At 47.6% G+C, this 24,693-nt stretch carries 20 protein-coding genes and 2 tRNA genes; 12 read left to right on the top strand and 10 right to left on the bottom strand.

The window, feature by feature from the left end; all coding sequences use genetic code 11:
• Window position 1 precedes the first annotated feature (1 nt).
• The 4 genes from mreB to lepA form a co-directional block, all read right to left on the bottom strand.
• On the bottom strand, window positions 2–1,006 hold the full coding sequence (gene mreB, locus FYJ60_RS07965; protein WP_154458149.1) for a rod shape-determining protein: 1,005 nt from the start codon (window positions 1,004–1,006) through the stop codon (window positions 2–4).
• Window positions 1,007–1,164: 158 nt separating this feature from the next.
• Complete coding sequence (uvrA, locus tag FYJ60_RS07960; protein ID WP_154458148.1) at window positions 1,165–4,011, bottom strand: excinuclease ABC subunit UvrA; 2,847 nt, start codon at window positions 4,009–4,011, stop codon at window positions 1,165–1,167.
• 61 nt (window positions 4,012–4,072) lie between these two features.
• Window positions 4,073–5,332 carry a radical SAM family heme chaperone HemW gene (gene hemW / locus FYJ60_RS07955; protein ID WP_154458147.1) on the bottom strand — a complete coding sequence of 420 codons (1,260 nt, stop codon included), beginning with the start codon at window positions 5,330–5,332 and terminating at the stop codon, window positions 4,073–4,075.
• A gap of 32 nt (window positions 5,333–5,364) precedes the next feature.
• A complete protein-coding gene (lepA, locus tag FYJ60_RS07950; RefSeq protein WP_330579148.1) occupies window positions 5,365–7,179 on the bottom strand; it encodes a translation elongation factor 4 in 1,815 nt (604 codons plus the stop codon).
• Window positions 7,180–7,457: 278 nt separating this feature from the next.
• Here lepA and rbr point away from each other — a divergent pair, with 278 nt between their 5' ends.
• From rbr to FYJ60_RS07935, 3 genes are all read left to right on the top strand, one after another.
• Window positions 7,458–7,997: a rubrerythrin gene (rbr, locus tag FYJ60_RS07945; RefSeq protein ID WP_154458146.1), complete on the top strand. Its 540-nt coding sequence runs from the start codon at window positions 7,458–7,460 to the stop codon at window positions 7,995–7,997.
• Window positions 7,998–8,206: 209 nt separating this feature from the next.
• Window positions 8,207–8,277, top strand: a tRNA-Gly gene (locus tag FYJ60_RS07940).
• A 6-nt stretch (window positions 8,278–8,283) separates the two neighbouring features.
• Window positions 8,284–8,355: transfer RNA gene (locus tag FYJ60_RS07935), tRNA-Gly, on the top strand.
• A gap of 168 nt (window positions 8,356–8,523) precedes the next feature.
• Here the strand turns inward: FYJ60_RS07935 and FYJ60_RS07930 are convergent.
• Complete coding sequence (locus FYJ60_RS07930) at window positions 8,524–8,916, bottom strand: hypothetical protein (protein WP_154458145.1); 393 nt, start codon at window positions 8,914–8,916, stop codon at window positions 8,524–8,526.
• A 108-nt stretch (window positions 8,917–9,024) separates the two neighbouring features.
• On the bottom strand, window positions 9,025–10,656 hold the full coding sequence (locus tag FYJ60_RS07925; protein WP_205839031.1) for a nitrite/sulfite reductase: 1,632 nt from the start codon (window positions 10,654–10,656) through the stop codon (window positions 9,025–9,027).
• Window positions 10,657–11,102: 446 nt separating this feature from the next.
• Between FYJ60_RS07925 and FYJ60_RS07920 the strand changes: the two genes are divergently transcribed.
• From FYJ60_RS07920 to FYJ60_RS07910, 3 genes are read left to right on the top strand one after another with little or no spacing between them, the layout of a single operon-like run.
• Window positions 11,103–11,453, top strand: coding sequence for a GntR family transcriptional regulator (locus FYJ60_RS07920; RefSeq protein ID WP_154458143.1), 351 nt, complete (start codon window positions 11,103–11,105; stop codon window positions 11,451–11,453).
• 2 nt (window positions 11,454–11,455) lie between these two features.
• The gene (locus tag FYJ60_RS07915) at window positions 11,456–12,142 is read left to right on the top strand and encodes an ABC transporter ATP-binding protein (RefSeq protein WP_154458142.1); all 687 of its coding nucleotides are present in this window, start codon (window positions 11,456–11,458) and stop codon (window positions 12,140–12,142) included.
• Between the two features lie 10 nt (window positions 12,143–12,152).
• Entirely contained in the window at window positions 12,153–12,917 is a 765-nt protein-coding gene (locus tag FYJ60_RS07910; RefSeq protein ID WP_154458141.1) for a hypothetical protein, read from the top strand.
• A 71-nt stretch (window positions 12,918–12,988) separates the two neighbouring features.
• Here the strand turns inward: FYJ60_RS07910 and FYJ60_RS07905 are convergent, their stop codons facing one another.
• Both FYJ60_RS07905 and FYJ60_RS07900 read right to left on the bottom strand, forming a co-directional pair.
• Window positions 12,989–14,473, bottom strand: coding sequence for a UxaA family hydrolase (locus tag FYJ60_RS07905; protein ID WP_154458140.1), 1,485 nt, complete (start codon window positions 14,471–14,473; stop codon window positions 12,989–12,991).
• 48 nt (window positions 14,474–14,521) lie between these two features.
• Window positions 14,522–15,289, bottom strand: a complete 768-nt coding sequence (locus FYJ60_RS07900; protein WP_154458139.1) for an IclR family transcriptional regulator — start codon at window positions 15,287–15,289, stop codon at window positions 14,522–14,524.
• A 342-nt stretch (window positions 15,290–15,631) separates the two neighbouring features.
• On the opposite strand from FYJ60_RS07900, the gene FYJ60_RS07895 reads away from it, so the two are divergent.
• From FYJ60_RS07895 to FYJ60_RS07885, 3 genes are all read left to right on the top strand, one after another.
• The gene (locus FYJ60_RS07895) at window positions 15,632–16,270 is read left to right on the top strand and encodes a bifunctional 4-hydroxy-2-oxoglutarate aldolase/2-dehydro-3-deoxy-phosphogluconate aldolase (RefSeq protein WP_154458138.1); all 639 of its coding nucleotides are present in this window, start codon (window positions 15,632–15,634) and stop codon (window positions 16,268–16,270) included.
• Window positions 16,271–16,347: 77 nt separating this feature from the next.
• Window positions 16,348–17,445, top strand: coding sequence for a sugar kinase (locus FYJ60_RS07890; protein WP_154458137.1), 1,098 nt, complete (start codon window positions 16,348–16,350; stop codon window positions 17,443–17,445).
• Window positions 17,446–17,579: 134 nt separating this feature from the next.
• Window positions 17,580–19,070: a tagaturonate reductase gene (locus FYJ60_RS07885; protein ID WP_154458136.1), complete on the top strand. Its 1,491-nt coding sequence runs from the start codon at window positions 17,580–17,582 to the stop codon at window positions 19,068–19,070.
• A gap of 174 nt (window positions 19,071–19,244) precedes the next feature.
• Here the strand turns inward: FYJ60_RS07885 and FYJ60_RS07880 are convergent, their stop codons facing one another.
• Together FYJ60_RS07880 and FYJ60_RS07875 are read right to left on the bottom strand one after the other, a co-directional pair.
• Window positions 19,245–20,102, bottom strand: coding sequence for a ketose-bisphosphate aldolase (locus FYJ60_RS07880; protein ID WP_154458135.1), 858 nt, complete (start codon window positions 20,100–20,102; stop codon window positions 19,245–19,247).
• A gap of 83 nt (window positions 20,103–20,185) precedes the next feature.
• Window positions 20,186–21,703, bottom strand: coding sequence for a CoA-acylating methylmalonate-semialdehyde dehydrogenase (locus FYJ60_RS07875; RefSeq protein ID WP_154458134.1), 1,518 nt, complete (start codon window positions 21,701–21,703; stop codon window positions 20,186–20,188).
• A 260-nt stretch (window positions 21,704–21,963) separates the two neighbouring features.
• Between FYJ60_RS07875 and FYJ60_RS07870 the strand changes: the two genes are divergently transcribed.
• Genes FYJ60_RS07870 through FYJ60_RS07860 form a run of 3 tightly spaced genes read left to right on the top strand, consistent with a single transcriptional unit; the run spans window position 21,964 to window position 24,685 of the window.
• On the top strand, window positions 21,964–22,749 hold the full coding sequence (locus tag FYJ60_RS07870) for a DeoR/GlpR family DNA-binding transcription regulator (protein WP_154458133.1): 786 nt from the start codon (window positions 21,964–21,966) through the stop codon (window positions 22,747–22,749).
• A 60-nt stretch (window positions 22,750–22,809) separates the two neighbouring features.
• Window positions 22,810–23,865, top strand: coding sequence for a 5-dehydro-2-deoxygluconokinase (gene iolC / locus FYJ60_RS07865; RefSeq protein WP_154458132.1), 1,056 nt, complete (start codon window positions 22,810–22,812; stop codon window positions 23,863–23,865).
• Window positions 23,855–24,685 (top strand): sugar phosphate isomerase/epimerase family protein, encoded by an 831-nt coding sequence (locus FYJ60_RS07860; protein ID WP_154458131.1) that lies wholly within the window; start codon window positions 23,855–23,857, stop codon window positions 24,683–24,685. Before iolC ends, FYJ60_RS07860 begins: the two co-directional genes overlap by 11 nt.
• The last annotated feature ends 8 nt before the right edge of the window (window positions 24,686–24,693 follow it).

Below are 24,693 nucleotides of genomic sequence, written 5' to 3'. Positions count from 1 at the left end.
CTCAGACGTGATAGGTTTTATCCATGACATTGATGTTCCGGATATAGACACCGGTGCCGCGGGCGACCGCAGTTTCCGGATTTTCCGCCAGCATGACCGCGATCCCCGTATCCTTGTGAATAACCTCTGTCAATCCGTTCAGCTGGGCGCCTCCTCCTGCCAGAAGAATTCCTCTCTCCGCGATATCCGCGGCAAGATCCGGGGGCGTCCTCTCCAGAACCGCGTGCACGGCGTCCGAAATCTGCCGGACCGGCTTTTCCACAGCCTCCCGTACCTGCCCGCTGGTCATACTTATCGTGCGGGGCGTGCCGGTATGAATGTCCCTGCCGCGGATTTCCGCGTGATCCAGTCTTTTTTCCCGGTCCGCCGTGCCGATATGAATTTTAATTTCCTCGGCTGTCTGCTCTCCGATAAACAGCCCGTAGACATCCCTGACATACTGGAGTACCGCCTGGTCAAAGCTGTCCCCGCCCACCTGGATGGACTGCGAAACCACGATGCCGGCCAGTGAGATGACGGCGATTTCCGTAATTCCGCCTCCCACACTGACCACCATGCTCCCGCTGGGCCGGAGCACATCGATGCCGGCACCCATGGCAGCCGCCACCGGCTCCGGCACCAGAACCACATCTCTGGCGCCTGCCTGATAAGCAGCCTCCTCCACCGCACGCTTTTCGATTTCTGTGACGCCGCTGGGGATGCAGAGCACAATATGCGGCTTGAAAAGCCGGAAATGTCCCATAGATTTCTGGATAAAATACTGCAGCATCTTTTCTGTGACCAGAAAATCCGAGATCACTCCCCCCTTCAGCGGATGGAGCGCAAGCAGATTGCCGGAATTATGCTCCAGACGGTTCAGCGCCTCGTCCCCGAAGGCGACAACCATATTTTTATCCTTATCAAAGGCAGCCAGCGCCGGTTCCCGCAGGATAATGCCCTTCCCTTTTACATAGACCACGATTGTAGATGTTCCCAGATCAATTCCGATATCTGTCGCTGCCGGCATAATAACTCCCTTCCCCGGTTGCTCCCCTGTTTCTTGTCCTTGCGCGGGTTCCTTCCCCACGGACGCGCCGTATGGATGCGCCGTCTGCTCCCGATGAGACGTGACGTTCCGTTCCGCCGGAAACCGGTCATCCCGGTCCGGCTCCATCCTGCCGGCGCTCAGGCATTCTTCAGCATCTCCCGGATATACTGTCCGGTGTAGGAGTCTTTGCACTCCGCCACCTGCTCCGGTGTGCCCTTGGCAATCACCGTGCCGCCCCTGTCGCCGCCTTCCGGTCCCATATCAATAATATAATCCGCCGTCTTAATCACGTCCAGATTATGTTCGATTACAATGACCGTATTGCCGCCGTCCGTCAGCCGCTGCAGAATAGAAACCAGCTTGTCCACATCCGCGAAATGAAGACCCGTTGTGGGTTCGTCAAGAATGTAGACGGTTCTCCCTGTACTTTTTTTGGACAGCTCCGTAGCCAGCTTTACCCTCTGCGCCTCTCCTCCGGACAGCTCTGTAGAGGGCTGGCCCAGACGGATGTAGGACAGCCCCACATCGTAAAGCGTCTGTATCTTCCGTCTGATGGACGGAACCGGGGCGAAAAAGTCCAGCGCCTCCTCTACCGTCATGTTCAGCACATCATAAATACTTTTTCCCTTGTACTTCACATCCAGGGTTTCCCGGTTGTAGCGTTTTCCTCCGCACACCTCACAGGGGACATACACATCCGGAAGGAAATGCATCTCAATCTTAATAATACCGTCTCCGGAGCACGCCTCACAGCGGCCACCCTTGACATTAAAGCTGAACCTTCCCTTCTTATACCCTCTTGCCTTCGCGTCCGGCGTCGACGCGAACAGATCGCGGATCATATCGAAAACCCCGCAGTAGGTGGCCGGATTGGATCTCGGCGTCCTCCCGATGGGCGACTGGTCAATCGCGATCACCTTATCCAGCTGGTTCTCTCCCAGAATATCCTTATGCTCTCCCGGAATCACCAGTGCGCGGTTCAGATCCCGCTGCAGCCTCTTGTAGAGGATCTCATTGACCAGCGAACTCTTTCCCGACCCGGACACGCCAGTCACACAGGTCATCACGCCAAGCGGGAATTTCACGGTAATATTCTTCAGATTATGCTCCCTGGCGCCTGTGACCGTGAGCCACCCGGACGGGGTTCTTCTCTTCTCCGGAACCGGAATCTTCCGTTTCCCGCTCAGGTACTGCCCGGTGACAGACCTCTCACATTTCATGATATCCTCTGCGGTTCCTGCCGCCACCACTTCGCCGCCGTGCTCGCCGGCTCCGGGACCGATATCCACCACATAGTCCGCCGCGCGCATGGTTTCCTCGTCATGCTCCACGACAATCACACTGTTTCCCAGATCCCGGAGGTGCTTCAGCGTTGCGAGAAGCTTCCCATTGTCCCGCTGATGAAGGCCGATGCTCGGCTCATCCAGAATATAGGCGACTCCGACCAGTCCGGAACCGATCTGCGTGGCCAGACGAATTCGCTGCGCCTCTCCCCCTGACAGCGACCCGGTAGAACGCGCAAGCGTCAGATAATCCAGCCCGACATCATTCAGAAAGCTGACGCGGGAACGGATTTCCTTCAGGATCTGCTTTCCGATCATCATCTGATAGTCCGAGAGCCTGATGCTGTCCAGAAATTCCAGCAGTTTTTCCACAGAAAGGTTTGTCACCTCATAAATATTTTTATCCGCAACCGTTACCGCCAGGGAAGAGGCCTTCAGTCTCTGACCGTGGCAGACAGGACAAGGTGTGATCCGCATAAAATTTTCATACTCCTGCCTCGTGCTTTCCGAGCCCGTCTCCCGATAGCGGCGTTCCACGTTTTTGATCAGGCCTTCAAAGACCACATCGTAAACGCCCTCTCCTCTCTGTCCCTTGTAATGCACCTGTACCGAATGTCCTCCGGTGCCGTAGATCAGAATATCATGAATTTTTTTCGGATAGGACTGAAACGGAACATCCAGGCGGAACTTATATTCCTCTGCCAGCGCCTCCAGCATACAGCGGGTAAAGCTGCCCTTCTGTGTACTGGACTGCCAGCCCAGGACCGCAATTGCGCCGTCATCAATAGAGCGGGACGGATCCGGAATCATCAGTTCCTCCGCAAATTCCATCCGGTAGCCCAGGCCGGTACACTCCGGGCAGGCGCCGAAGGGATTATTAAAAGAGAAGCTTCTGGGTTCGATCTCATCAATGCTGATCCCGCAGTCCGGACAGGAAAAGCTCTGGCTGAAGGTATGAACGGACTGATCCTTCATATCCTCCACCTCCAGCAGCCCTCCGGAAAGCTGCAGGACATTTTCAATGGAATCTGTCAGTCTCTTCTCAAATCCCGGCTTGACAATCAGCCGGTCCACAATAATGGCAATATTATGCTTCAGGTTCTTATCCAGCCGGATTTCCTCCGAGAGCTCATACTGGCTCCCGTCAATCAGGACACGGACGTAGCCGGAGCGCTTTGCCTGCTCCAGAACCTTTTCATGTCTCCCCTTCCTGCCCCGGACCACAGGTGCGAGAAGCTGGATCCGGCTTCTCTCCGGCATGGCCATAATCAGATCTACCATCTGATCCACCGTCTGCCTGCTGATCACTCTTCCGCACTTCGGGCAGTGCGGGATACCTACCCGCGCATACAGAAGGCGGAAATAATCATAGATTTCCGTCACTGTACCGACCGTAGAGCGGGGATTCCTGTTCGTGGACTTCTGGTCAATGGAAATAGCCGGCGGAAGTCCTTCGATACTCTCCACATTCGGCTTTTCCATCTGCCCCAGAAACTGTCTGGCGTAGGAGGAAAGGCTCTCCATATATCTGCGCTGTCCTTCTGCGTAGATCGTATCAAAGGCCAGTGAGCTTTTTCCGGACCCGGAAAGGCCGGTAAGCACAACCAGTTCATCTCTGGGAATATCCAGATCAATATTTTTCAGATTATTTTCAGCCGCGCCGCGGATACGGATAAACCGGCGCGCGTTTTTTTCAGTCATCAAAACTCTTCTTTCTTCTGTGCCGCCGCACAGACAATAATACCCGGGAGCAGCCTGCTTCTTAAAGATACTCCTCCATGACAAGATTGGCGAGATCCAGCCCGCGCGCTGTCAGACGCAGGTTTCCGCCGCGCCGTTCCACCAGGCCGTCCTTCTGCTGCTTTTGCAGCACAGAACCATACACGTCTTCCAGATCCCTGTCAAACCTTTCCCTGAATTCCAATAGCGATATCCCCCGGATCATCCGGAAACCGAGAATCATAAATTCCGCCATCTGATCCTTCTTTGTCAGACGCTCCTCCACCCGGCCGCAGGAGGAAGGGCTGTCCAGATAACGGTCCAGATCCTCTGTATTTCGGACACGCAGACGGATTTCACCCGTTCCTTCTGTCCTCCCTCCAAAAGAGAGCCCGCTTCCGGGAAGAAGGGAAGCGGCTCCCAGTCCGAAGCCTTTATAAAGGGTTCCGTTCCAGTAGCCGATATTATGTAAAGACTCATATCCCGGTTTTGCGTAATTGGAAATTTCATAGCGGCAGAGGCCGTACTCCCGCAGAATTTCTTCTGTGCGCTGGTACATCTCCCTCTCCACCTCTTCGTCCGGCAGCGGGGGAACGGCATCTTTTGCGTCTTTCCCCGCATACCTGCGGAACAGCGGCGTTCCCTCTTCCAGAATCAGGCTGTAGGCGGAGATATGCTCCGGCCCGTACTCCGCCACTGTCCGGAGCGTCTTTTCCCAGCCCTGCAGTGTCTGTCCGGGAAGGCCTGACATCAGGTCTACATTTATGTTTTCAAACCCTGCCTCTCTGGCAAGGCTGAAGCTTTCCCGGAAATCCGCAAAGCTGTGGATTCTCCCCAGTACTTCCAGTTCCCCGTCATCCGCCGACTGACAGCCGATGGAAATCCGGTTGATTCCGGAATCCCGGTACAGCGTAAGTTTCTGCAGATTCAGCGTTCCCGGGTTTGCCTCTATGGTAATCTCGCACGAGCCTTCCACAGAAACAGTACCCGGCAGCACCCTCCGGATTTCAGCCAGGATTCCGGCAATCTGATCCGCGGGAAGCAGAGACGGCGTACCCCCTCCGATAAAAACACTGCGCAGGCGGTATTCTGTTCTGTCTTTTTCTTCCATCTCCGCGAAATAATCCCGGATCTCTCCCTTCAGGGCCTCTACATATGCGTCCTGCGCCTCTGCCCCGGAAGGGAAACTCAGAAAATCGCAGTAAGCACACTTTTTTACACAGAACGGGAGATGAAGATACAGCTCTATCTCCTGTTTTTTCTTCCCGCGCGGGTTTCCGCTGACACCAAACTGCTCCGGCAAAACAATTTCCTTTCTCTTACTGCCCTTGTTTTTTACTGGTCATCCAGCTTGAGGACATTCAGAAATGCCTTTTGCGGAATCTCTACACTTCCGATCTGACGCATCTTCTTCTTTCCTTCCTTCTGTTTTTCCAGAAGTTTCTTCTTCCGGGAAATATCCCCGCCGTAGCACTTCGCCAGGACATCTTTGCGCAGGGCTTTCACGGTCTCTCTGGCAATAATCCTGGAATTGACCGCCGCCTGGATTGGTATATCAAAAAGCTGGCGGGGAATCTCTTCCTTCAGCTTTTCACACATTTTACGGCCTCTTTCATAGGCAGAATCCGCGAACACGATGAAAGAAAGGGCATCTACAGTTTCTTTATTCACAAGAATGTCAAGCTTTACAAGGTCACTTCGCTGGTAGCCGTCCAGCTCGTAATCCAGCGAGGCGTATCCCCTGGAACGTGACTTCAGCGCGTCAAAGAAATCATAGATAATCTCGTTCAGAGGCAGCCGGTAGTGAAGCACTGCCCGTGTCTGTTCCATATAATCCATGCCGATATAGACCCCGCGCCGCTCCTCGCACAGCTGCATGATTGAACCGACAAATTCCGTCGTGACCATAATCTCCGCCCTGACCACAGGTTCTTCCATATAATCAATCTCGGAAGGATCCGGAAGATTAGACGGATTTGTCAGCTCCATCATGCTTCCATCTGTTTTATGCACCCGGTAGACAACACCCGGAGCCGTAGTAACCAGATCCAGATCGTATTCACGCTCCAGCCTTTCCTGAACGACCTCCAGATGAAGCAGTCCCAGGAAACCGCACCGGAATCCAAATCCAAGCGCCGCAGAGGTCTCCGGCTCATAAGACAAAGATGCATCGTTCAACTGAAGCTTTTCCAGCGCATCCCGAAGATCCTGGTATTTCGCGGAATCCGCCGGATAAATCCCACAGTAAACCATTGGCTGAACCTTTTTATAACCGGGAAGCGCCTTTTCACAGGGTCGGTCCGCTTCTGTCACCGTATCTCCGACCCGCGTGCTGGACACATTTTTAATGCTTGCCGTAATATAGCCGACCATTCCGGCATCCAGCTCGTCACAGGGAATAAACTGGCCGGGGCCAAAGTATCCGACCTCTACCACTTCCTCCACCGCCCCGGTAGCCATCATTTTAATCCTGCTTCCCCGGCGGACTTTTCCGTCCATAATCCGCACGGAGATAATAACTCCCTTATAGGAATCATAGACAGAATCAAAAATCAACGCTTTCAGCGGTGCGTTCCTGTCCCCTTTTGGCGCGGGAATTTTGCGGACAATGGCCTCCAGAACCTGATCCACATGCTCCCCGGTCTTTGCGGAAATCTGTGGGGCGTCCTGCGCCTCAATCCCGATGATGTCCTCGATCTCCTCAATCACTCTCTGCGGATCCGCACTGGGCAGATCGATTTTATTGATAACCGGGACAATTTCCAGATCATCGTCCAGCGCCAGATAGACATTGCCCAGTGTCTGCGCCTCCACTCCTTGCGTGGCGTCTACCACAAGAACTGCCCCGTCGCAGGCCGCCAGGCTGCGGGAAACTTCATAATTAAAATCAACATGTCCGGGAGTATCTATCATATTCAGAATATACTCCTGTCCGTCCTGCGCATTATAGATAATCCGGCATGCCTGCGCCTTGATGGTAATGCCGCGCTCCCGTTCCAGTTCCATATTATCCAGAACCTGGCTCTGCATTTCCCTGCTGGTCAACAGACCCGTCATCTCTATAATCCTGTCCGCCAGCGTGGATTTTCCGTGATCAATATGGGCCACAATACTGAAATTTCTGATTTTGCTCTGATCTATCTCTGACACTGAATTACCTCTTTACCCTTAAAATGTCCTGAAACCCGACAACCGATAAAAGCGATACCATCATACCGAATCTTTCCGGAATCTGCAAGGAACATACCGTCTTTCCGCCGGAGCAGGAATCCTCGGGGTGCAGTCAGCAGAATTTCCTGAAAGATACCGCTGAAATTTCTCAAAAAATAACGCTGAAATTATTCAAAAAGTATTTGACAACGAAAAAAGAGAATGCTATGATTCATATATCAGTAATGATTACTATTATTATTTTTTAGGAGGATTTTATGGCTAACAAGTATGCAGGAACAAAAACAGAAAAAAATTTACTGGAGGCTTTTTCCGGAGAATCTCAGGCTAGGAACAAATACACCTTTTTTGCCTCCGCGGCCAGAAAAGCGGGCTATGAGCAGATCGCTGCCCTTTTTGAAAAAACCGCAGATAATGAAAAAGAGCATGCCAAGCTTTGGTTCAAGGAACTCGGCCTGCTTGGCAATACGGCAGAAAATCTGGAAGCAGGTGCAGCCGGGGAAAACTATGAGTGGACAGATATGTATGACCGCATGGCAAAGGAGGCTGACGAAGAAGGCTTCCATGAACTTGCCGAGCGTTTCCGCGGCGTAGCGGCAATCGAGAAAACACACGAAGAGCGCTATCGCAAACTTCTTAAAAATGTCGAGGATCTGGAGGTATTTAAGAAGGCCGGTGTTACTATCTGGGAATGCAGAAACTGCGGGCATATTGTCATTGGAACAGAAGCTCCGAAGCTCTGTCCCGTATGCAAACATCCCCAGGCATTCTTTGAGGTACGTGCTGAGAATTACTAATTGCCTCAGGGCAGCATTTTGTACTAATGTTTCTATTTGACGCAGGGCAGGCCGAGGGTTCGGCCTGCCCCTGTTCTTGCAATCCGGACAGGAAATTTTTGCAAATTTTAGAAATTTTCCCGAATAAAAAAAACGCTTGACACAGTTCCCCCGCCTATAGTATAATTCGCTTTGCGTTCGGAAAACGGACTGCTGTTAAATGAATATCTGCAGGTGTAGTTCAATGGTAGAACACCAGCCTTCCAAGCTGGATACGTGGGTTCGATTCCCATCACCTGCTCTTTATGCGCGAGTGGCTCAGGGGTGGAGTACAACCTTGCCAAGGTTGGGGTCGCGGGTTCGAATCCCGTCTCGCGCTCTTTTCATACAGAAAAGGGGCTGCTCTTTGAGCAGCCCTTTTTCTGTATAAACCGAGTCCGGCCGGTTATTCGAAGGTTCGAAGTCTCGTCGTGCCTTCGGCCGACTCGGTCCGCGCTGCTGCTTCGCAGCGTGTGTCACCGGCACACCGCGCCGTCCTATTTCCTGTTTACCCTGTCATGCTGCGCAGATACTCCAGCTCGTGATCACAGTACAGCATCAGTCCCTGCCTTGGAAACAGCTTTTCCGGAATCTCCGCCGCCTGCATGGATGTTGCTGCATATGTCCCATCTGTTTTTTCCCTTACCAGGCATGCAGCACCGGCTCTTCGCATAACGGTCCGGATATCGGCCAGACGGAGCACCATGTCCCAGACCGAATCCCGCTCGTATGGTATCACCAGCCAGATGCGCTCCGGCTTCCGATATTCCAGGAAACAAAGATATTCCGGTACCCCGCCGGGTTCCTCAGATGCAGTAAATATAAACGGCGTCTCCCCACTGCTTAAAAGCACATGACAAATGGACAGTCCGCTGTCCTTTTTTACTATGAATTTCTCCATCTTTTCCTATTTCTTGCTATTAATACTTTTCATGTTACTGGCGTTAAAAGTACCTTTTGCCACCTGCCTGCAGGCATGCGTGGCATCGGCCTTATCATCTTCCAGTAATTACTGAAAGCGTTCTGCGCCCACCCGTTTTGTGAAATCATGGAAGGATTCTCCGCTTCTTCGTTCGGAAAGATAGATACGAATAATTCCCGCAATCCGATCCACCAGCTGGTCATCCGGCACTTTTCCGGGAAGCTGCACGGAAAGAGAGGCTTTTTCTCCCAGCGTTCCTCCTACGTACAGAATATAAGCGGGAGACACCTTTCCTTCTGAGATTATATGGACACCCTTTAGTCCGATATCAGCCGTCTGCGGAGCCGCGCACCCTGCGCCGCATCCCGTAAGAGCGATGCGGATCGGGCAGTCCAGATCCGGGAACATACGATCCAGCTCACCGGTCACGGCAATAAGCCTCTGCCTTGTCTCCACCGCTGCAAAGCGGCAGAATTCACTGCCTACGCATGCGTTGGCATAGCCGGAAAACATGCCGGGACGCAGCGGGAATTTTTCAAAAAACTTTTCCTGTTCCAGATACTTTCCGTCCTCTGCATCTTCGTTCTGCCCGGACTTCCCGCTAAATTCTGCGGTTCTTTCCTTCGGAATATTCAAGATCAGGATGCACTGTCCCTGGCACACGCGGAGAGAACCGTCCCCGTACTCCAGAGACAGATCCGCCAGATTCTTCAGTTCGTCCCCAGTCAGAATATCTCCGGGAATATGAAATCCCGCAAAGCACAGCCCCTCCTGCTTCTGGCTGTGAATTCCGTAGCACACCTCCCCCTTCCACGGGGCGCGCACTTCTTTTCCTCCGCGCGGTAGATCTTTTTCAATAGAATCAATCATGCTGCAGAATTTCGCTTCTCCCCAGTCTTCCAGAAGGAATTTAAGTCTGCAGTGAGACCTTTTTACCCGGTATCCATAATCACGGTAAATCGTAACAACCGCACGGGCCAGTCTGATCGCATCCTCGGTATTCAGAAAATAGGGCAGGCGGCAGGCGAACCTGGGCGCGGAGGCAAGACCTCCGCCCACATAGGCGGCATAACCGTATATGTTTTCTCCGTTTCTCTCTGCTCTGGCGGGGACAAACGAAAGGTCATTCACCTCCGCAGAAGCCGCATCCCCCGGTTCCGATGTCACTGACACCTTGAATTTTCTGGGAAGATTGGAAAACTCCGGATTTCCCACAAGCAGTCTCTGCAGCCCTTCCACCAGGGGCATGGCATCCATGCACTCCTCCGGGTCTGCACCCATAAGAGGATTGCCGATGATATTTCTGGTACAGTCCCCTTCTGCCTCTGTAGTCGTCAGTCCTGCCGCATGAAGCCGACGAAGTACCTCCTGCAGATCTCTGCGCTTAATATTCTGAATCTGGACAGACTGACGAACGGTAAAACGAAGCGTATTTTCCCCAAAATCCCTGGCCAGACCGGCTATTTCTTCTGCCTGTGCGGCACTCAGCATCCCGCAGGGAAGCTTCACATGTGCCTGCCATAAGCCTTCCTCATCTTTATCCGCGCTTTTCTGTTCCATAAGGCCGGCCCACTTCATCCACTCATGCTCTTCCTTTGTAAGCGCTTCCTCTCTGGACGTAAGAGCTTCCAGCTGAGAAAAGATTTCCAGACCGTCCTTCTGCAGCTTGACTCTTTCATTCCAGTTCAAATCTTCGTTATTCTCCCACTCCCGTTTCATAAGCTCTTCCTTCCAATTTTTCTGCACACACATCTGATTTCAGAAAACTTATCCATGCATGGACTGTATCTCTTGACATCATTCTGTCTTTGTCATTCCGGTTTCAACAAATCCAAAGATCATCCGTTTTTTTCCCGGACATGGTTTTCCTCCTCTGAATCGTTACGCCAACAGAATAATCTCACCTTTCTCCGGATTTTGCAACGAGCTTCCATGATTTTATCTGATTCTCCGGATGTTTTCAGGGATTTACCATTCTTTCCTCATAAAATAAACCGAAGGATGCCTGAATCCAGCGATGATAAACCGATCCCATCCGCATGCAGATAATAAAAGGTACTTTTGACACCTTTAGCACAAGAGCGAATAAAATAAAAAAGGTATTGACGCTATGGCATTAGTGTACTATAGTACTAGTGTACTAGAAATCAAGGAAGGAGGAGCCGATGAAATTTGACACATCTCTGCCGATCTATCGCCAGGTAGTAACAGCAATTAAAAAAGACATTGTGAGCGGGAAAATCCATCCGGGCGACAAGCTGCCGTCCGGAAGGGATCTGGCTGTTCAATACACAATCAACCCCAACACCTCTGCGAAAGTCTATCAGGAACTGGAACAGGAAGGCATCTGTTATACCAAAAGAGGGCTGGGCACTTTTGTAAAGGAGGATCCGGAAATGGTAACACAGATCAAAAGCGAAATGGCGGAAGAACTGGTCGCCTATTTTCTGAAAAACATGGAAGAACTGGGCTACACCAGAGAAGAAATCTGCAGCCTGATACGGAAGGAGAATTAATTATGCTGGAAAGCATCCATCTGACAAAAAACTATCTGAACAAAAAGGCTCTGGACGACGTTTCCTTGAAACTGGAGGAAGGGCAGATCTATGCGCTTCTGGGACCTAACGGAAGCGGAAAAACCACCTGGATGAAAACTGCGGCCGGTCTAACCAAGCCCACCTCCGGGGAGATGCTTTACAACGGCAGCCCTGTAGGGATTGAAAGCCGCAGGGAAATTGCCTATATGTCCACCGAACCTTATTTTTTCCGCTGGATGACAGTCGAAGATGTCGGAGAATATTTTCAGGATTTCTTTGATGATTTTTCCTCTGACAGATACCGGGAACTGTTGGCGGAAATGGCGCTGACAGAAGATATGAAAATCCGGCAGCTTTCATCCGGAATGGCCGCAAAACTGAAGATTGCCGCCACCATGGCAAGAAAAGCATCCGTTTTTCTTCTGGACGAACCGCTGAACGGGATCGACCTGATCGCGAGAGACCGCATCATGGAGGCTGTGATCTCTTCTGTGGAGCCGAATGTCACACTGGTTATTTCCAGCCATCTGGTCGAGGAAATTGAGTCCTTTGCCAGTAAGGCTGTTTTCCTCCGGAACGGACATGCCGTTGAAGTCTGCGACGTAGAAGATCTCCGTGTCCGGGAAGGAAAATCTCTTGCGTACAAATACCGTGAAATCATGGAATAAGGAGAATAAAATGAAACATCTGTTAAAATATGAATTTCGCAAGACAAGAACTGTAAAAACCGCGGTTCTGATCAGTACCTGCATTTTTGAGATTCTTTTTCTTCTGGGTCTGCTGTCAAATGCGGCCGTACTTCTTGGAACAGGAATCACAGGGCTGTCCTTCTGCGCCACTCTTGGCATGCTGATTCTCGGTCTGGTCAGCATTTCCGTACTGTACCGGGAACTGAATTCTTGCCAGAGCTACATGCTGTTCCTGACACCGAACAGCAGCTATAAAATAATCGGCGCGAAAATTCTGGAAAACGGAATTACACTGGCTGTCGGCGGCATCTGCTTTGTGGCACTGGCAGGAATCGACCTGTTCCTCTGGGGCGTACAGGCATCGGACTTTCCCACCGTTATTCAGCTTCTCTCTGATATGATGGGAAACATTCATCTGAATCCGGCCGACATCGCAAGAGTGCTGCTGGTCCTTTTCAGCGGCTGGCTGAGTATCATTACCATTGCCTTTTTTGCGGTAGCCATTCAGGCTGCGCTTCTGAACGGAAGACGTTTCGGAGGTCTGTTCAGCTTTCTGATCTTTCTGGCCGTTGTTATCGGAGTGGGGATTGTCATGGCAAACCTTCCTCTGGGGCAGGGATTTCTCGGAAGTGTTCTGCTTTCTATGACTTTCCCCGTCTCCACCGGCGTTCTCTATTCCCTGCTGTATCTTGGTATTACCGCCCTGTTCTATGCCCTGACAGGATGGATCATGGACAAAAAGCTGAGTGTTTAATTACCCCGCTAAGAAACACAATGCCCGGACTTTCTCTATCGTCCGGGCATATCTTTTTATCCTTGTAAAATTTATAGCACAACTCCGTCCTTGAATATGGATATATCACGAAATCCTTTTTGCTCCGTGCAAGTCTGTTCTCCACTTGCAATACACAAAACAAACCGATATAAATCATCAGCCGCTGAATCCAGCAACCGCCCTTCCGCGATAACCCCTGCATTAAAATCTATCCATTTTTTCTTTTTTTCATAAAGTCTGGTATTGGTCGAAATCTTTAGGGTGGGAACCGGAGCTCCGAAAGGTGTTCCTCGCCCGGTAGTAAAGAGTATCATATGGCAACCTGCCGCTGTCAAGGCAGTGGCAGATACGAGGTCATTGCCCGGACCATAAAGCATATTAAGCCCTTTTTCCCGAACCTGATCCCCATAGTCCAAGACATCTGATATAGCCGAGTTTCCGCCTTTTTGGACGCAGCCACAACTTTTATCCTCCAAGGTTGTAATGCCTCCCTCTTTGTTTCCCGGGCTTGGATTGTCGTACACAGTCTCCCCATGACGGATGAAATATTCCTTGAATCCATTGATCATCTGGACAGCCTTGTCAAACACATCCTTATTCCTGCATCTATTCAGCAGACCCTCCTCTGCACCGAACATTTCCGGTACTTCTGTCAGAATTGTTGTTCCTCCTTCGGCCACCAGACGGTCGCTGAGCCTTCCCACCAGCGGATTCGCCGTGATTCCCGAAAGCCCATCGGATCCACCACACTTCATCCCAACAATCAGCTCGGTTGTTAAAACCAACTGACGATTAAACTTCAAAGCGTACGTCGCACATTCCTGAAGGAGAGTTCGTCCCACCTCAAATTCGTCTTCGACCTTCTGGCAAATCAAAAATTTAACTCGATTCTTATCATAATTCCCAAGTTCTTGGAGGAACTGCTCGTGTGTCAGATTTTCACATCCAAGACCCACCACGAGTACTGCCGCCGCATTCGGATGATTTACCAATGCGGCTAAAAGCTTTCTGGTCTGCGCATGATCCGCGCCAGTCTGGGAGCATCCAAAAGGATGCGTAAAAGCATATATTCCCCCTATGGATCCGGTCACCAAATCCTGATTATCTGCAGCCAATTTCCGGGCAATGCTATTGACACATCCTACAGTTGGTATAATCCAGATTTCATTGCGAATCGCCACCCTTCCGTCAGGTCTTATGTACCCTTGAAAAGTACCAGGCTCCTTTTTCTGAACACTCGGGTGTATAGGATGATAGCAATATTTGCCTTCTCCCTTCAGGTTTGTTCTTACATTATGCGTATGCAGCCAGCTACCGCCCTGGACATCCTGTGTAGTATGGCCGATGGGAAATCCATACTTGATCACATTCTCGCCAGCCTTCATATCACATATTGCTATTTTGTGCCCCTGCGGTATATCCTCCCTGACAGTAACAGACAAGCCTTCAGACGTCGAAACAGTCTCTCCCCGCATCACGGGACGAAGCGCAACCACGACATTATCCTTTTCATTAATCTGTATAATCCGCTTCATTTTTCCTCCCTGCCCCGCAAGCAGCTCCCCACTTTCTGTTTTCACAACTCAGCGGTCAAAATCCTCCTGGATGTTTTTCTTTGTCTCCAGAATAAGAGCAGACAGCACCCTTATCCTATCATTATCCATACGTTGAATTGGAGCCGAAATACTGAAAGCATATTCCGCCTCCTGCTTCATAAATTCCAGGGATGCTGCCACACAGCGAACACCGGGTTCGTTTTCCTCATTATCCAATGCATACCCCCTTCGTCTCACGTCAGCCAACGCTTCCAAAAACTCTTCATAGTCTGTAATAGTATAAGGCGTAATTCTTTCGATTGTGCTTTGTCTCCATATCTTTTCAACCATATCTTCGCTCAGAGTAGCCAGCATCGCCTTACCAACGGCTGACCGGTACAAGGGGATACGACTTCCTATTCTGGATACCATCTGTACCTGATTCTGATCAGATTCCGCTTTATCAATATAAACCGCATCCTTCCCGTCCCGCTTTACAAAGTGTACGGTTTCTCCCGAGGCCTTCACGAGTTGCTTCAAATGAGGATGTATCCGCTGCAACAGGTCAAAATGCTGGCGATGCCTGAATGACAATTCGGTCAGTTTCATCGTCAAATCATATTTACCGGTTATGGGATCCTGAGTCACATAATTCATAAATTCCAAGGAAGCCAAGACCCTGTGCATCGTGCTTTTATTCAGTCCCAGCGCTTCGCTTACTTCCGTAAGTGTACTGGCGCCATGGGCAGACAGATACTCTACTGCACCAAACAATCTATCGGCCACCTGTATTGGATTTTTCTTTTTATCCACCATTATCAACTCCTAAAACCATTCTGTCATGCAGGGTATATCCTGCAGCAGCCCTCATATACGCTAAATGACCCTTTGCACAATGTTTGCTACTAATTTCTATCTGCAAGCACAGCTCCATTATAAGTATAAATTCACTACATTATGCTTTTATTTCATATTGTGAAATACATTTTATACTCTTCTATGCTTCATTGCAAGTGGAAAATATTAGAAATTAGCACAATGCTTTTTATTTTTAATGCTTATTGACATTCAGGCCATAATATTTATAATAAAGTTTGAAGTTCATATTATGGTATATAGTTTCATATAATGAAACCATCGCATGTTAAGGGGGTACGTATGAATCAGGTATTGGTAAAATTGAGAAAGATCGGTATCATTCCCGTCGTTGTTCTTGATAATGCAAAAGATGCAGAAGCGCTCGGTAAAGAGCTCATGAAAGGAGGGCTTCCCGCTGCAGAGGTTACCTTCCGAACAGATGCCGCAGAAGAATCAATCCGCATCATGGAAGATAAATTTCCGGATATGCTGGTAGGTGCAGGCACAGTTCTCAGCGTTGAGCAGGTAAAACGCGCCACAGATGCCGGTGCAAAATTCATAGTCAGCCCCGGATTCAACCCCGACGTGGTTCGTTACTGCGTCTCTCATGATATTCCTATTACACCGGGTATTCAGACACCTACGGAAATAGAGATGGCTCTCGATTACGGTCTTACAGTCGTTAAATTCTTTCCAGCAGAACCCGCCGGTGGTTTGAAGATGATAAAGGCACTCGCATCTCCCTATCCCAACACTTACTTCATGCCAACCGGTGGCATCAGCGCCACGAACGTCCGTGAATATCTGGCCTGCAACCGCATCTGGGCTTGCGGCGGCAGCTGGATGGTAAAAAAAGACATGATCAACAGCGGGAACTTTGACAAGATTTATTCTCTTGTCACGGAAGCCTCCGGTATCGTGAAGGAAATTCGCAAATAAAGCCGACTGCAAAATGCAGTATTTTGTATGACACATGAAATGTAAACTTCTAAACAATACTGATGAAGGGGAAGAACATGGATTTAAATGTAAAACCATCAATGGAATGCACATTTGACGCGGTTTCACTGGGCGAGGTAATGCTTCGGCTGGATCCGGGCGAGGGGCGTATACGCACGGCAAGAAACTTTCAGGTATGGGAAGGCGGTGGCGAATACAACGTTATCCGTGGCCTGCACAAATGCTTCGGACTGAACACCGCAGTTATCACCTCTTTTGCGGATAATGAAATCGGACGCCTCATGAAAGATCTGATTGAACAGGGCGGCATAAACACCTCCCTTATTCACTGGAAGAAAACTGACGGTATCGGCCGCAGCTGCCGTAATGGAATCAATTTCACCGAGCGAGGATTCGGCATCCGCGGTGCCTTAGGTTGTTCTGACCGTGCGAATACAGCGATCTCACAAGCTACCCCAGGTGATTTCAACTTTGATTATATTTTTGGAGAGCTTGGTGTCCGCTGGCTCCACACCGGCGGCATCTATGCCGCCCTCTCTGCTCAGTCTTGTGAAACCGTCATAGCTGCATGTAAGTCAGCAAAAAAATACGGGACGCTGGTATCATATGACCTCAACTACCGTCCTTCCATGTGGAGTGCAATCGGAGGAATTAAGAAAGCACAGGAAGTGAATAAAGAAATCGCAAAATATGTAGACGTTATGATCGGAAATGAAGAAGATTTCACTGCATGTCTAGGATTCGGCATAGAAGGAAATGATTCCAGACTGAAAGAGCTCAATATAGACGGCTATAAAAAGATGATTGAAAAGGCAGCTAAAACATATCCGAATTTTAAGGCAGTCGCTACCACTCTCCGCACAGTCCGTACGGCCACTGTCAATGATTGGAAGGCGCTCTGCTGGGCAGAAGGGTCTATCCACATGTCCCGTGAATATAACAACCTAGAAATCATGGATCGTGTAGGAGGCGGTGATTCCTTTGCCTCCGGCCTGATCTATGGTCTAATGACAACAGGTGACCCTGCGAAAGCCGTTAATTACGGTGCGGCGCATGGTGCTCTTGCAATGACTACACCCGGCGATACATCCATGGCAAGCATCAATGAAGTAGAGGCCATCATGGGCGGTGGCGGTGCCCGCGTGAAACGTTAAATTCTCTGTTAAATAATAAAGATATAACAATGAATACAAGCTTAATACAGCAAAAAACCTTTTACGCGTTTGGTATAATAAACGCTGACCAGATCTTAAATTGCTGATTAATTTCTAGCGAAAGGGATGCTGATATGGAAAAATTAAGTTACAAGACTTTGCGCATGTTGGGATATAAAGGGTATCTTCTTGAAAAAGCGCCAGAGAAAATCCTGCAATTTGGAGAGGGAAACTTTCTTCGGGCATTTGTTGATTACTGGTTCGATATGGCAAATGAAAAGGCCGGATTCAATGGAAAGGCTGTTCTCATACAGCCTATTCGAACCGGACTCACGGAGCAGATCAACACACAGCAGGGTCTTTATACACTCTATCTGCGTGGATCAGAGAAAGGCCGGAGGATTGATGACAAACGAGTGATTTCTTCCGTCAGCCGGTGCCTGAATCCTTATGATACAGAAGACTTTGACAAAATGATGGAAGTAGCTGCCTCTGATGATCTGCAATATATTGTCTCAAACACAACAGAAGCAGGAATCGTATACGACCCTTCTTGCAGAAGGGAAGATCGCCCGGCATCTTCATTTCCGGGAAAAGTGACACAAATTTTGCTTCATAGGTTTGAGGCTGGAAAAGAGCCTCTTATTATCCTTTCTTGCGAACTGATTGATAACAACGGGAAGGAATTAAAAAAGTGTGTCGAGCAATACATTGACCATTGGAAACTTTCTGACGCGTTCCATAACTGGTGTGAAAAATGTACCTTTTGTTCCACGCTTGTGGATCGCATCGTCCCAGGACGCGTACACGATCCAAAAACAAAATCGGAAATGGATAGGGCAAACGGCTATGAAGACGACTTGATTGATGTAGGCGAGTGCTTTGGCGTTTGGATCATCGAAGGCTCTTCTGGATTGGAGAATGTTCTTCCTTTCAAAAAGGCTGGCCTTAATGTACAGGTCGTATCGGATGTTACGCCTTATAAGCAAAGAAAAGTCCGCATCCTTAACGGCGCACATACAGGCTTTGCCCTGGGCGCATATCTTGCGGGATTCAACATTGTGAGGGACTGTATGCACGATGAAACGATAAAGGGTTTCATGAATAAAATGCTTTTTGATGAGGTCATTCCCACACTACCGTTGGAACAACAGGATCTGGAAGCTTTTGCTGCGGCTGTTGAGGATCGTTTTAATAATCCGTTTATAAACCATGAACTGTTGAGCATAAGCTTAAATTCCACGTCCAAGTGGAGAGCTAGAAATATGCCCTCGTTTTTGGAATATACAGAAAAGAAAAATAAGCTTCCTACTTGTCTGACGATGTCTCTGGCAGCATATATTGCCTTTTATTCAAATGATATTCAGGAACGCTCAGAGAAGGGTCTTTCCTGCAGAAGAGACGATGGGATAATATATATTGTTTCTGATGATGCATGGATTCTCGATTTCTACAATGAACACAAAAACAGCACGGAAGAAGAATTGGTTCATGCTGTTTTGTGCAATGTAAAAATGTGGGGGCGGAACCTGACCGACGTTCCGGATTTAGAGCAAACTGTCACTATGTATTTGAAGAAGATTCATGAGGATGGTGCCAAAGAAGCTTTTGCTTTCTGCCTTTAAGAGTGAGTCCTTTACATAACGCATCAGACAGACACCAAACTTGCACCGGTTAGCAATACCTCCAGAAGTGCCTAATAATAATGCCCGGACTTTCTATCGTCTGGGCATATCTTCTCTTCTGTAGATCATGTTTATCTTCGCACCAGTAAATAAAAAAACTCAAGGGATATTTTCCTAATCTTCTGCATGTAATGGCACCATATTAAACACCTCAATATGATGCTTTACCGTCTGGCAGGCTGATGCCACAAGAACTCTGTTCAGTCCATAAAAATCAATCTTATTCTTTTCATCATCAGAGAGATACTCTTCCGCTGCTTTAAGCATATTATTCAAGATAGCTGTGTTGATATTAATTTTCGTAACGCCATTTCTAATGCATTTCTGAAAATCTGCATCTGAAATACCACTTCCACCATGAAGAACAAGATGTTGATCTGGAATCACATTGTGAATTTTCTGTAAAATATCCAACCGAAGATGAGGTGTTCCTCCTGGATAATTCCCGTGAAGATTGCCAATTCCAACCGCCAATGCATCTACATGTGTTGCATCAATAAATGCTTTTGCATCTTCGGGTCTGGTATATGTTACGGTATATTCGTCCTCCGATCTTCCAACCACACCGAGTTCCGCCTCTACATCAGCATGATATTCCCGGGCAAGTTCAATGGTCTCATTTGTAAGTTTGACATTTTCATCAAAAGGCTCAGCTGAGCCGTCAATCATTACAGATGTAAACCCCATTTTCAGGGACTTTTCAACTGAATCTAGTGTTTTCCCATGATCCAGATGTACTGCAATGGGCACCTCGGCATCTTTTGCCGCAGCAAGCATCATTGCTCCCATATACTCCAGGGGTGCAGTTACAAAACGCGCCTCGGCCAATTGTAAAATGACAGGCGTTTTTGTTTCTTCTGCGGCCAGTATAGCCCCCATCACTTCTTCCATGCTGTATGTACTAAAGGATCCGCATCCTTTTCCCTGCTTGCGACATTGATCCATGATGCTTATCATATTCGTCAGTGACATATTTATTCTCCTCTGAAAAGCTACGACGCCCGGATACTGCTTTCTATAAGAATATCCGGGCATGGCACTTTTATGAACCAATGTTACTGCTCGGTACTACCCTCCCAGGTTCCTACATCTCTTTTCCCTGCTTTTTCATCAAACCAATGTGTTGTGACCGTCTCTGCCCGAGTAAAGAAATGCACACCATCTTTACCAAGAACATGAAGATCTCCAAAAAAGCTATCTTTATTTCCTGAGAATGGGAAATACGCTGTCGGAACCGGAATGCCAACATTCACACCAACCATTCCGCCATCTGTATCCATAACAAATTTTCTACTATAATATCCACTGCTGGTAAAAATACAAGATCCATTTGCAAACGGATTAGCATTCATAACCTTAATGCCTTCTTCATAATCCTTCACCCGCTTTATGCATGTTACAGGACCGAAAATCTCACAATCACCGACAGTCATTCCGGGTTCCACATGATCCAAAATTGTCGGTCCTACAAAGTACCCTCCTTCAAACCCAGGAACTTTAATATCACGTCCATCCAAAATCAGTTCAGCGCCTTCATCAATGCCCGTCTGAATCCACTTGCATATTTTTTCCTTATGTTTCTGAGAAACCACCGGTCCGAGTTTTGTGTCCTCGTGGTAAGCACACCCAATCTTCATCGCTAAAGCCTTTTCTTTCAGAAGAGCAACGAATTCATCAGCGATGCTTTCTTCTACGCAGACAACCGGCAATGCCATACAGCGCATTCCTGCACACCCATATGTAGAATTAATAATAGCATTAACTGTAGCTTCTAGATTGCAATCCTTAAGGACGAGGGCATGATTTTTTGCTTCGCATTGTGCCTGCACTCTTTTGCCGTGTGCAGCAGCCACTGAATAGATATGTTTACCAACACCTGTTGTCCCAACAAACGTAACCGCCTTAATGCGCGGATCAGTCAGAAAAATTTCCGCCTCCGTACGGCTTGTAGTTACCAGATTTACAACGCCTTCCGGAAAGCCTCCTTCTGAGTAAAACAACTCAAGCATTCTCATAGATGTCAATGGGGTTTGGGAATTTGCCTTCAAAACCACTGTATCTCCACATGCAATTGCAAGCGGAACCATCCAACCCCAGGGAATCATTGCAGGAAAATTCATCGGCACAATTCCGGCCACAACGCCAAGAGGTTTACGCCAGGTCATCGTATCATAATTTGTGGTGACCTGCATAGCACAGTCACCCTCAATCAGCGTAGGAATATTGCAAGCTTCCTCCGTTGGTTCAATTGCCTTTTGAACATCTCCTCTTGCCTCACTTAAACTTTTCCCCAATTCCTTTGCGCAAAGAACAGAAAGTTCTTCCTTATGTGCATACAGAACATCTCTCCATTTATATAAATATTGAACTCTTTTGGAGATAGAAAGCCTTGACCAAGCCGGAAAAGCCTCCTGTGCTGAAGCAATTGCAGATTCACATTCTTCTGGTGTACACTGAGGAACCTGGGCAATTACCTCTCCTGTGCTGGAATCCGTAACATCCATGTATTTGTCAGTTTTAGATTGGATCCATTTCCCCCCAACACAATAACCCATTCTTTTAATTTCTGTCATGTTCTCATCCTTTCCTGAATTCTCTTTGATCGAATCCACAACTTTTTATTTCGGTCAGATATTAACATATTTTGCATCATAGCGCAATAGTGAAATGAATGTTTTTTGAATCTATTTTGATTTCTTTTTGTGTTTTATGGACATATCTCTGCAAGCTTTTTTACTACTCCGCCATATTGCTAGGATAACTCTTGACAAGATTTTATGCTTGTTTTATATTCATAAATATAAACAATAAATTGAAGGCGGTATCAACAGAAATGAAGGAAAGTAGAATCAATCAAATAGAAGATTTGGTTCGCAAGAACAAATCCGTCTCTATCGACGATATCTGCAACTGGTTTAATATATCAACAAGCACTGCTCGAAGAGATTTTGACATTCTGGAAAAACGGGGGATTGTGGAAAAGGTATACGGTGGCCTTCGGCTCAAAAGTCCGGAAAAAAATAATCTTTCTGCTCCTTTCCATACGCAAATTCTTTTATCCCCTTATCAGGAACGAAGTAGCAAAAACATTGAGGAGAAGGAAAAAATCGGCAAGCTGGCATCAGGACTTGTCAATGAAAATGATGTCATTTTTATCGACAGCGGTTCAACATGTTATCAGCTTGCAAGCAATCTGGCAGATACGCCATGTACCGTCATAACAAACAGCTATCTGGTCTTAGAAGCGCTGATGCCTTACGCGAATATTCAGTTAATCACACTTCCAGGTACGCTTAATCGAAAAACGCTGTCATTTACCGGAAGCGAAGTTATCCAGGGCATTTCTTCCATGAATATTACTAAGGCTTTCATGGCTTCCACTGGAATTTCCGTTGACGGAGGTGTGACAAATGCCGAAAGTAGTGAATACCATATCAAAAGGCGCGTATGTGAAAAGAGCCGTGAAATATATCTGCTGGCAGATCACACTAAATTTAACCGATCTTCATTATATACATATTGCAGTCTGAACCAGATATATTGTCTGGTAACAGATTCAAAGCCAGACGAAAAAACAGAGGCGTTTCTAAGCAGTCATGGTATCCGCGTACTATATTAATTCTTAAGTTTTATTTTTATTATCTGTCTTTCCGTAAAGTCAAACCAAAAAGGAGGAAAAATGAAGTATTTGGATGTAGATGAAACAAGACCCCTTGATATTATCCTTCTGGGGCGTGCGACAATTGATTTAAACCCGGCATATTCAGAAAACGTCAAAGAAGAGTTTAAACCCTTAGATAAGGTACATTACTTTGAAATGTTTTTAGGAGGCTCTCCTGCCAATGTTGCCGTTGGTGTTACAAAGCATGGATTAAAGGCCGGATTCATCGGATGCGTAAGTAATGATCAGTTTGGCGACTTTATTGAGAACTATTTTAATTCGGTCGGTGTAGACACCTCTCATATCACGCGCTGTACACATGGCGAAAACTTAGGCCTCACATTTACGGAAATGCTTTCTTCTAAAAAAAGCAGTATCCTCATGTATAGAAATCAGGCTGCCGACCTGCAGCTTTCCGTTGATAACATTGATGAAGATTATATAAAAACGGCAAAAGTTCTCCTGATTTCCGGCACAGCGCTTTCTCAGAGTCCATCTCGTGAGGCAGCGTTAAAGGCTGCTCTTCTGGCAAAAAAGAATGGCACAAAACTAATTTTCGATATTGATTATAGAGAATATACATGGAAGAGCCATGATGAAATTTCCATTTACTATTCAGCCATTGCAAAAGAAGCTGACATTATTATGGGTTCAAGAGAAGAATTTGATCTCACAGAATCCCTCATTAAACCAGGCATGGGTGATCAAGAAAGCGCTTCGTATTGGTTCGCACAAAATGCAAAAATTGTTGTCATCAAACACGGAATGCAGGGTTCCACTGCTTATGTAAAAAACGGTGATTGCTTCAGCGTAAGGCCATTCCCAGTAGATGCCCGAAAAGGATTTGGCGGGGGAGACGGTTATGGCGCAGGATTTATTTATGGTCTCTTCAGTGGCTGGGATGTCAGCAAATGTCTGGAATTCGGCTCAGCCGAAGCATCTATGATGGTTCGTAGTAACAATTGTTCTGATGACCTTCCAAAAACGGATGACGTTTTTTCGTTTATAAAGGATGAAAAGGCAAAATACGGGGAAATGGTAGACGCTGTTAAAAGAGGTGGCAATGATGAATGAATGGAAAATCGGTATCTCTTCTGTACAGTACGCAAACAATTCTTCCCCGTTACTTCTGCATGGCACAATTGAAGAGAATCTACAGAAGGCTGCAGCTCTTGGTTATGATGCCATTGAGATACACATGCGCGAAAATGAAATTCTTAATTATGACCATATCCGTCAGGCCATGAGGGAAACGGGAGTTTCTATATCCATGATTGTTACTGGAAAACTTGCAACTGAGGGGTTCTGCACATTAACCGATGACCGTCCCTATGTGGAGAAGGCGGCGCTTAAAGGTGTTATGGATTATATAGATATTGCTTCAAAGCTGGGAGCTGGCATCGTCCTCGGATGGGTCAGAGGAACTATCCCTGCAAATCAGAACTTCACACCTTACATGAGGCGTCTTGGAAAAAATTTACAAGAGATCAACAACTATTCCAAAGTCCATCATGTTCCAGTTGTTATTGAGGTTATTAATCACTACGAGATGAACATTTTCACAAAAGCAGAACAACTCCTGTCTTTTATCAGCGAATGGGAACTGGATAATTGTTTTGTTCATCTTGATACCTATCACATGAACCTGGAGGAAGATAATCTTTCAGAAACAATTCTTCAAGTAGGAGACAAACTCGGTTACCTTCACTTAGCAGACAACCAGAGATGGTATCCCGGGAGCGGAAATATTGATTTCATCTCGGTTTTCCATGCTCTTAGAGCGATTCATTACACCGGATATGTAACCGTAGAGTGTTTTCCCAGAGATGACAGAGATGACACCGCAAAAAAGGCTATTGAATCCATAAGGGATCTTATAAAACAATCTTCTTAAATTGAAAA

This window comes from Bilifractor porci (assembly GCF_009696005.1).
Lineage (GTDB): Bacteria > Bacillota > Clostridia > Lachnospirales > Lachnospiraceae > Bilifractor > Bilifractor porci.
Note: the sequence above shows the minus strand (reverse complement) of the source record. Positions and strands in the feature narration are given on the sequence as shown.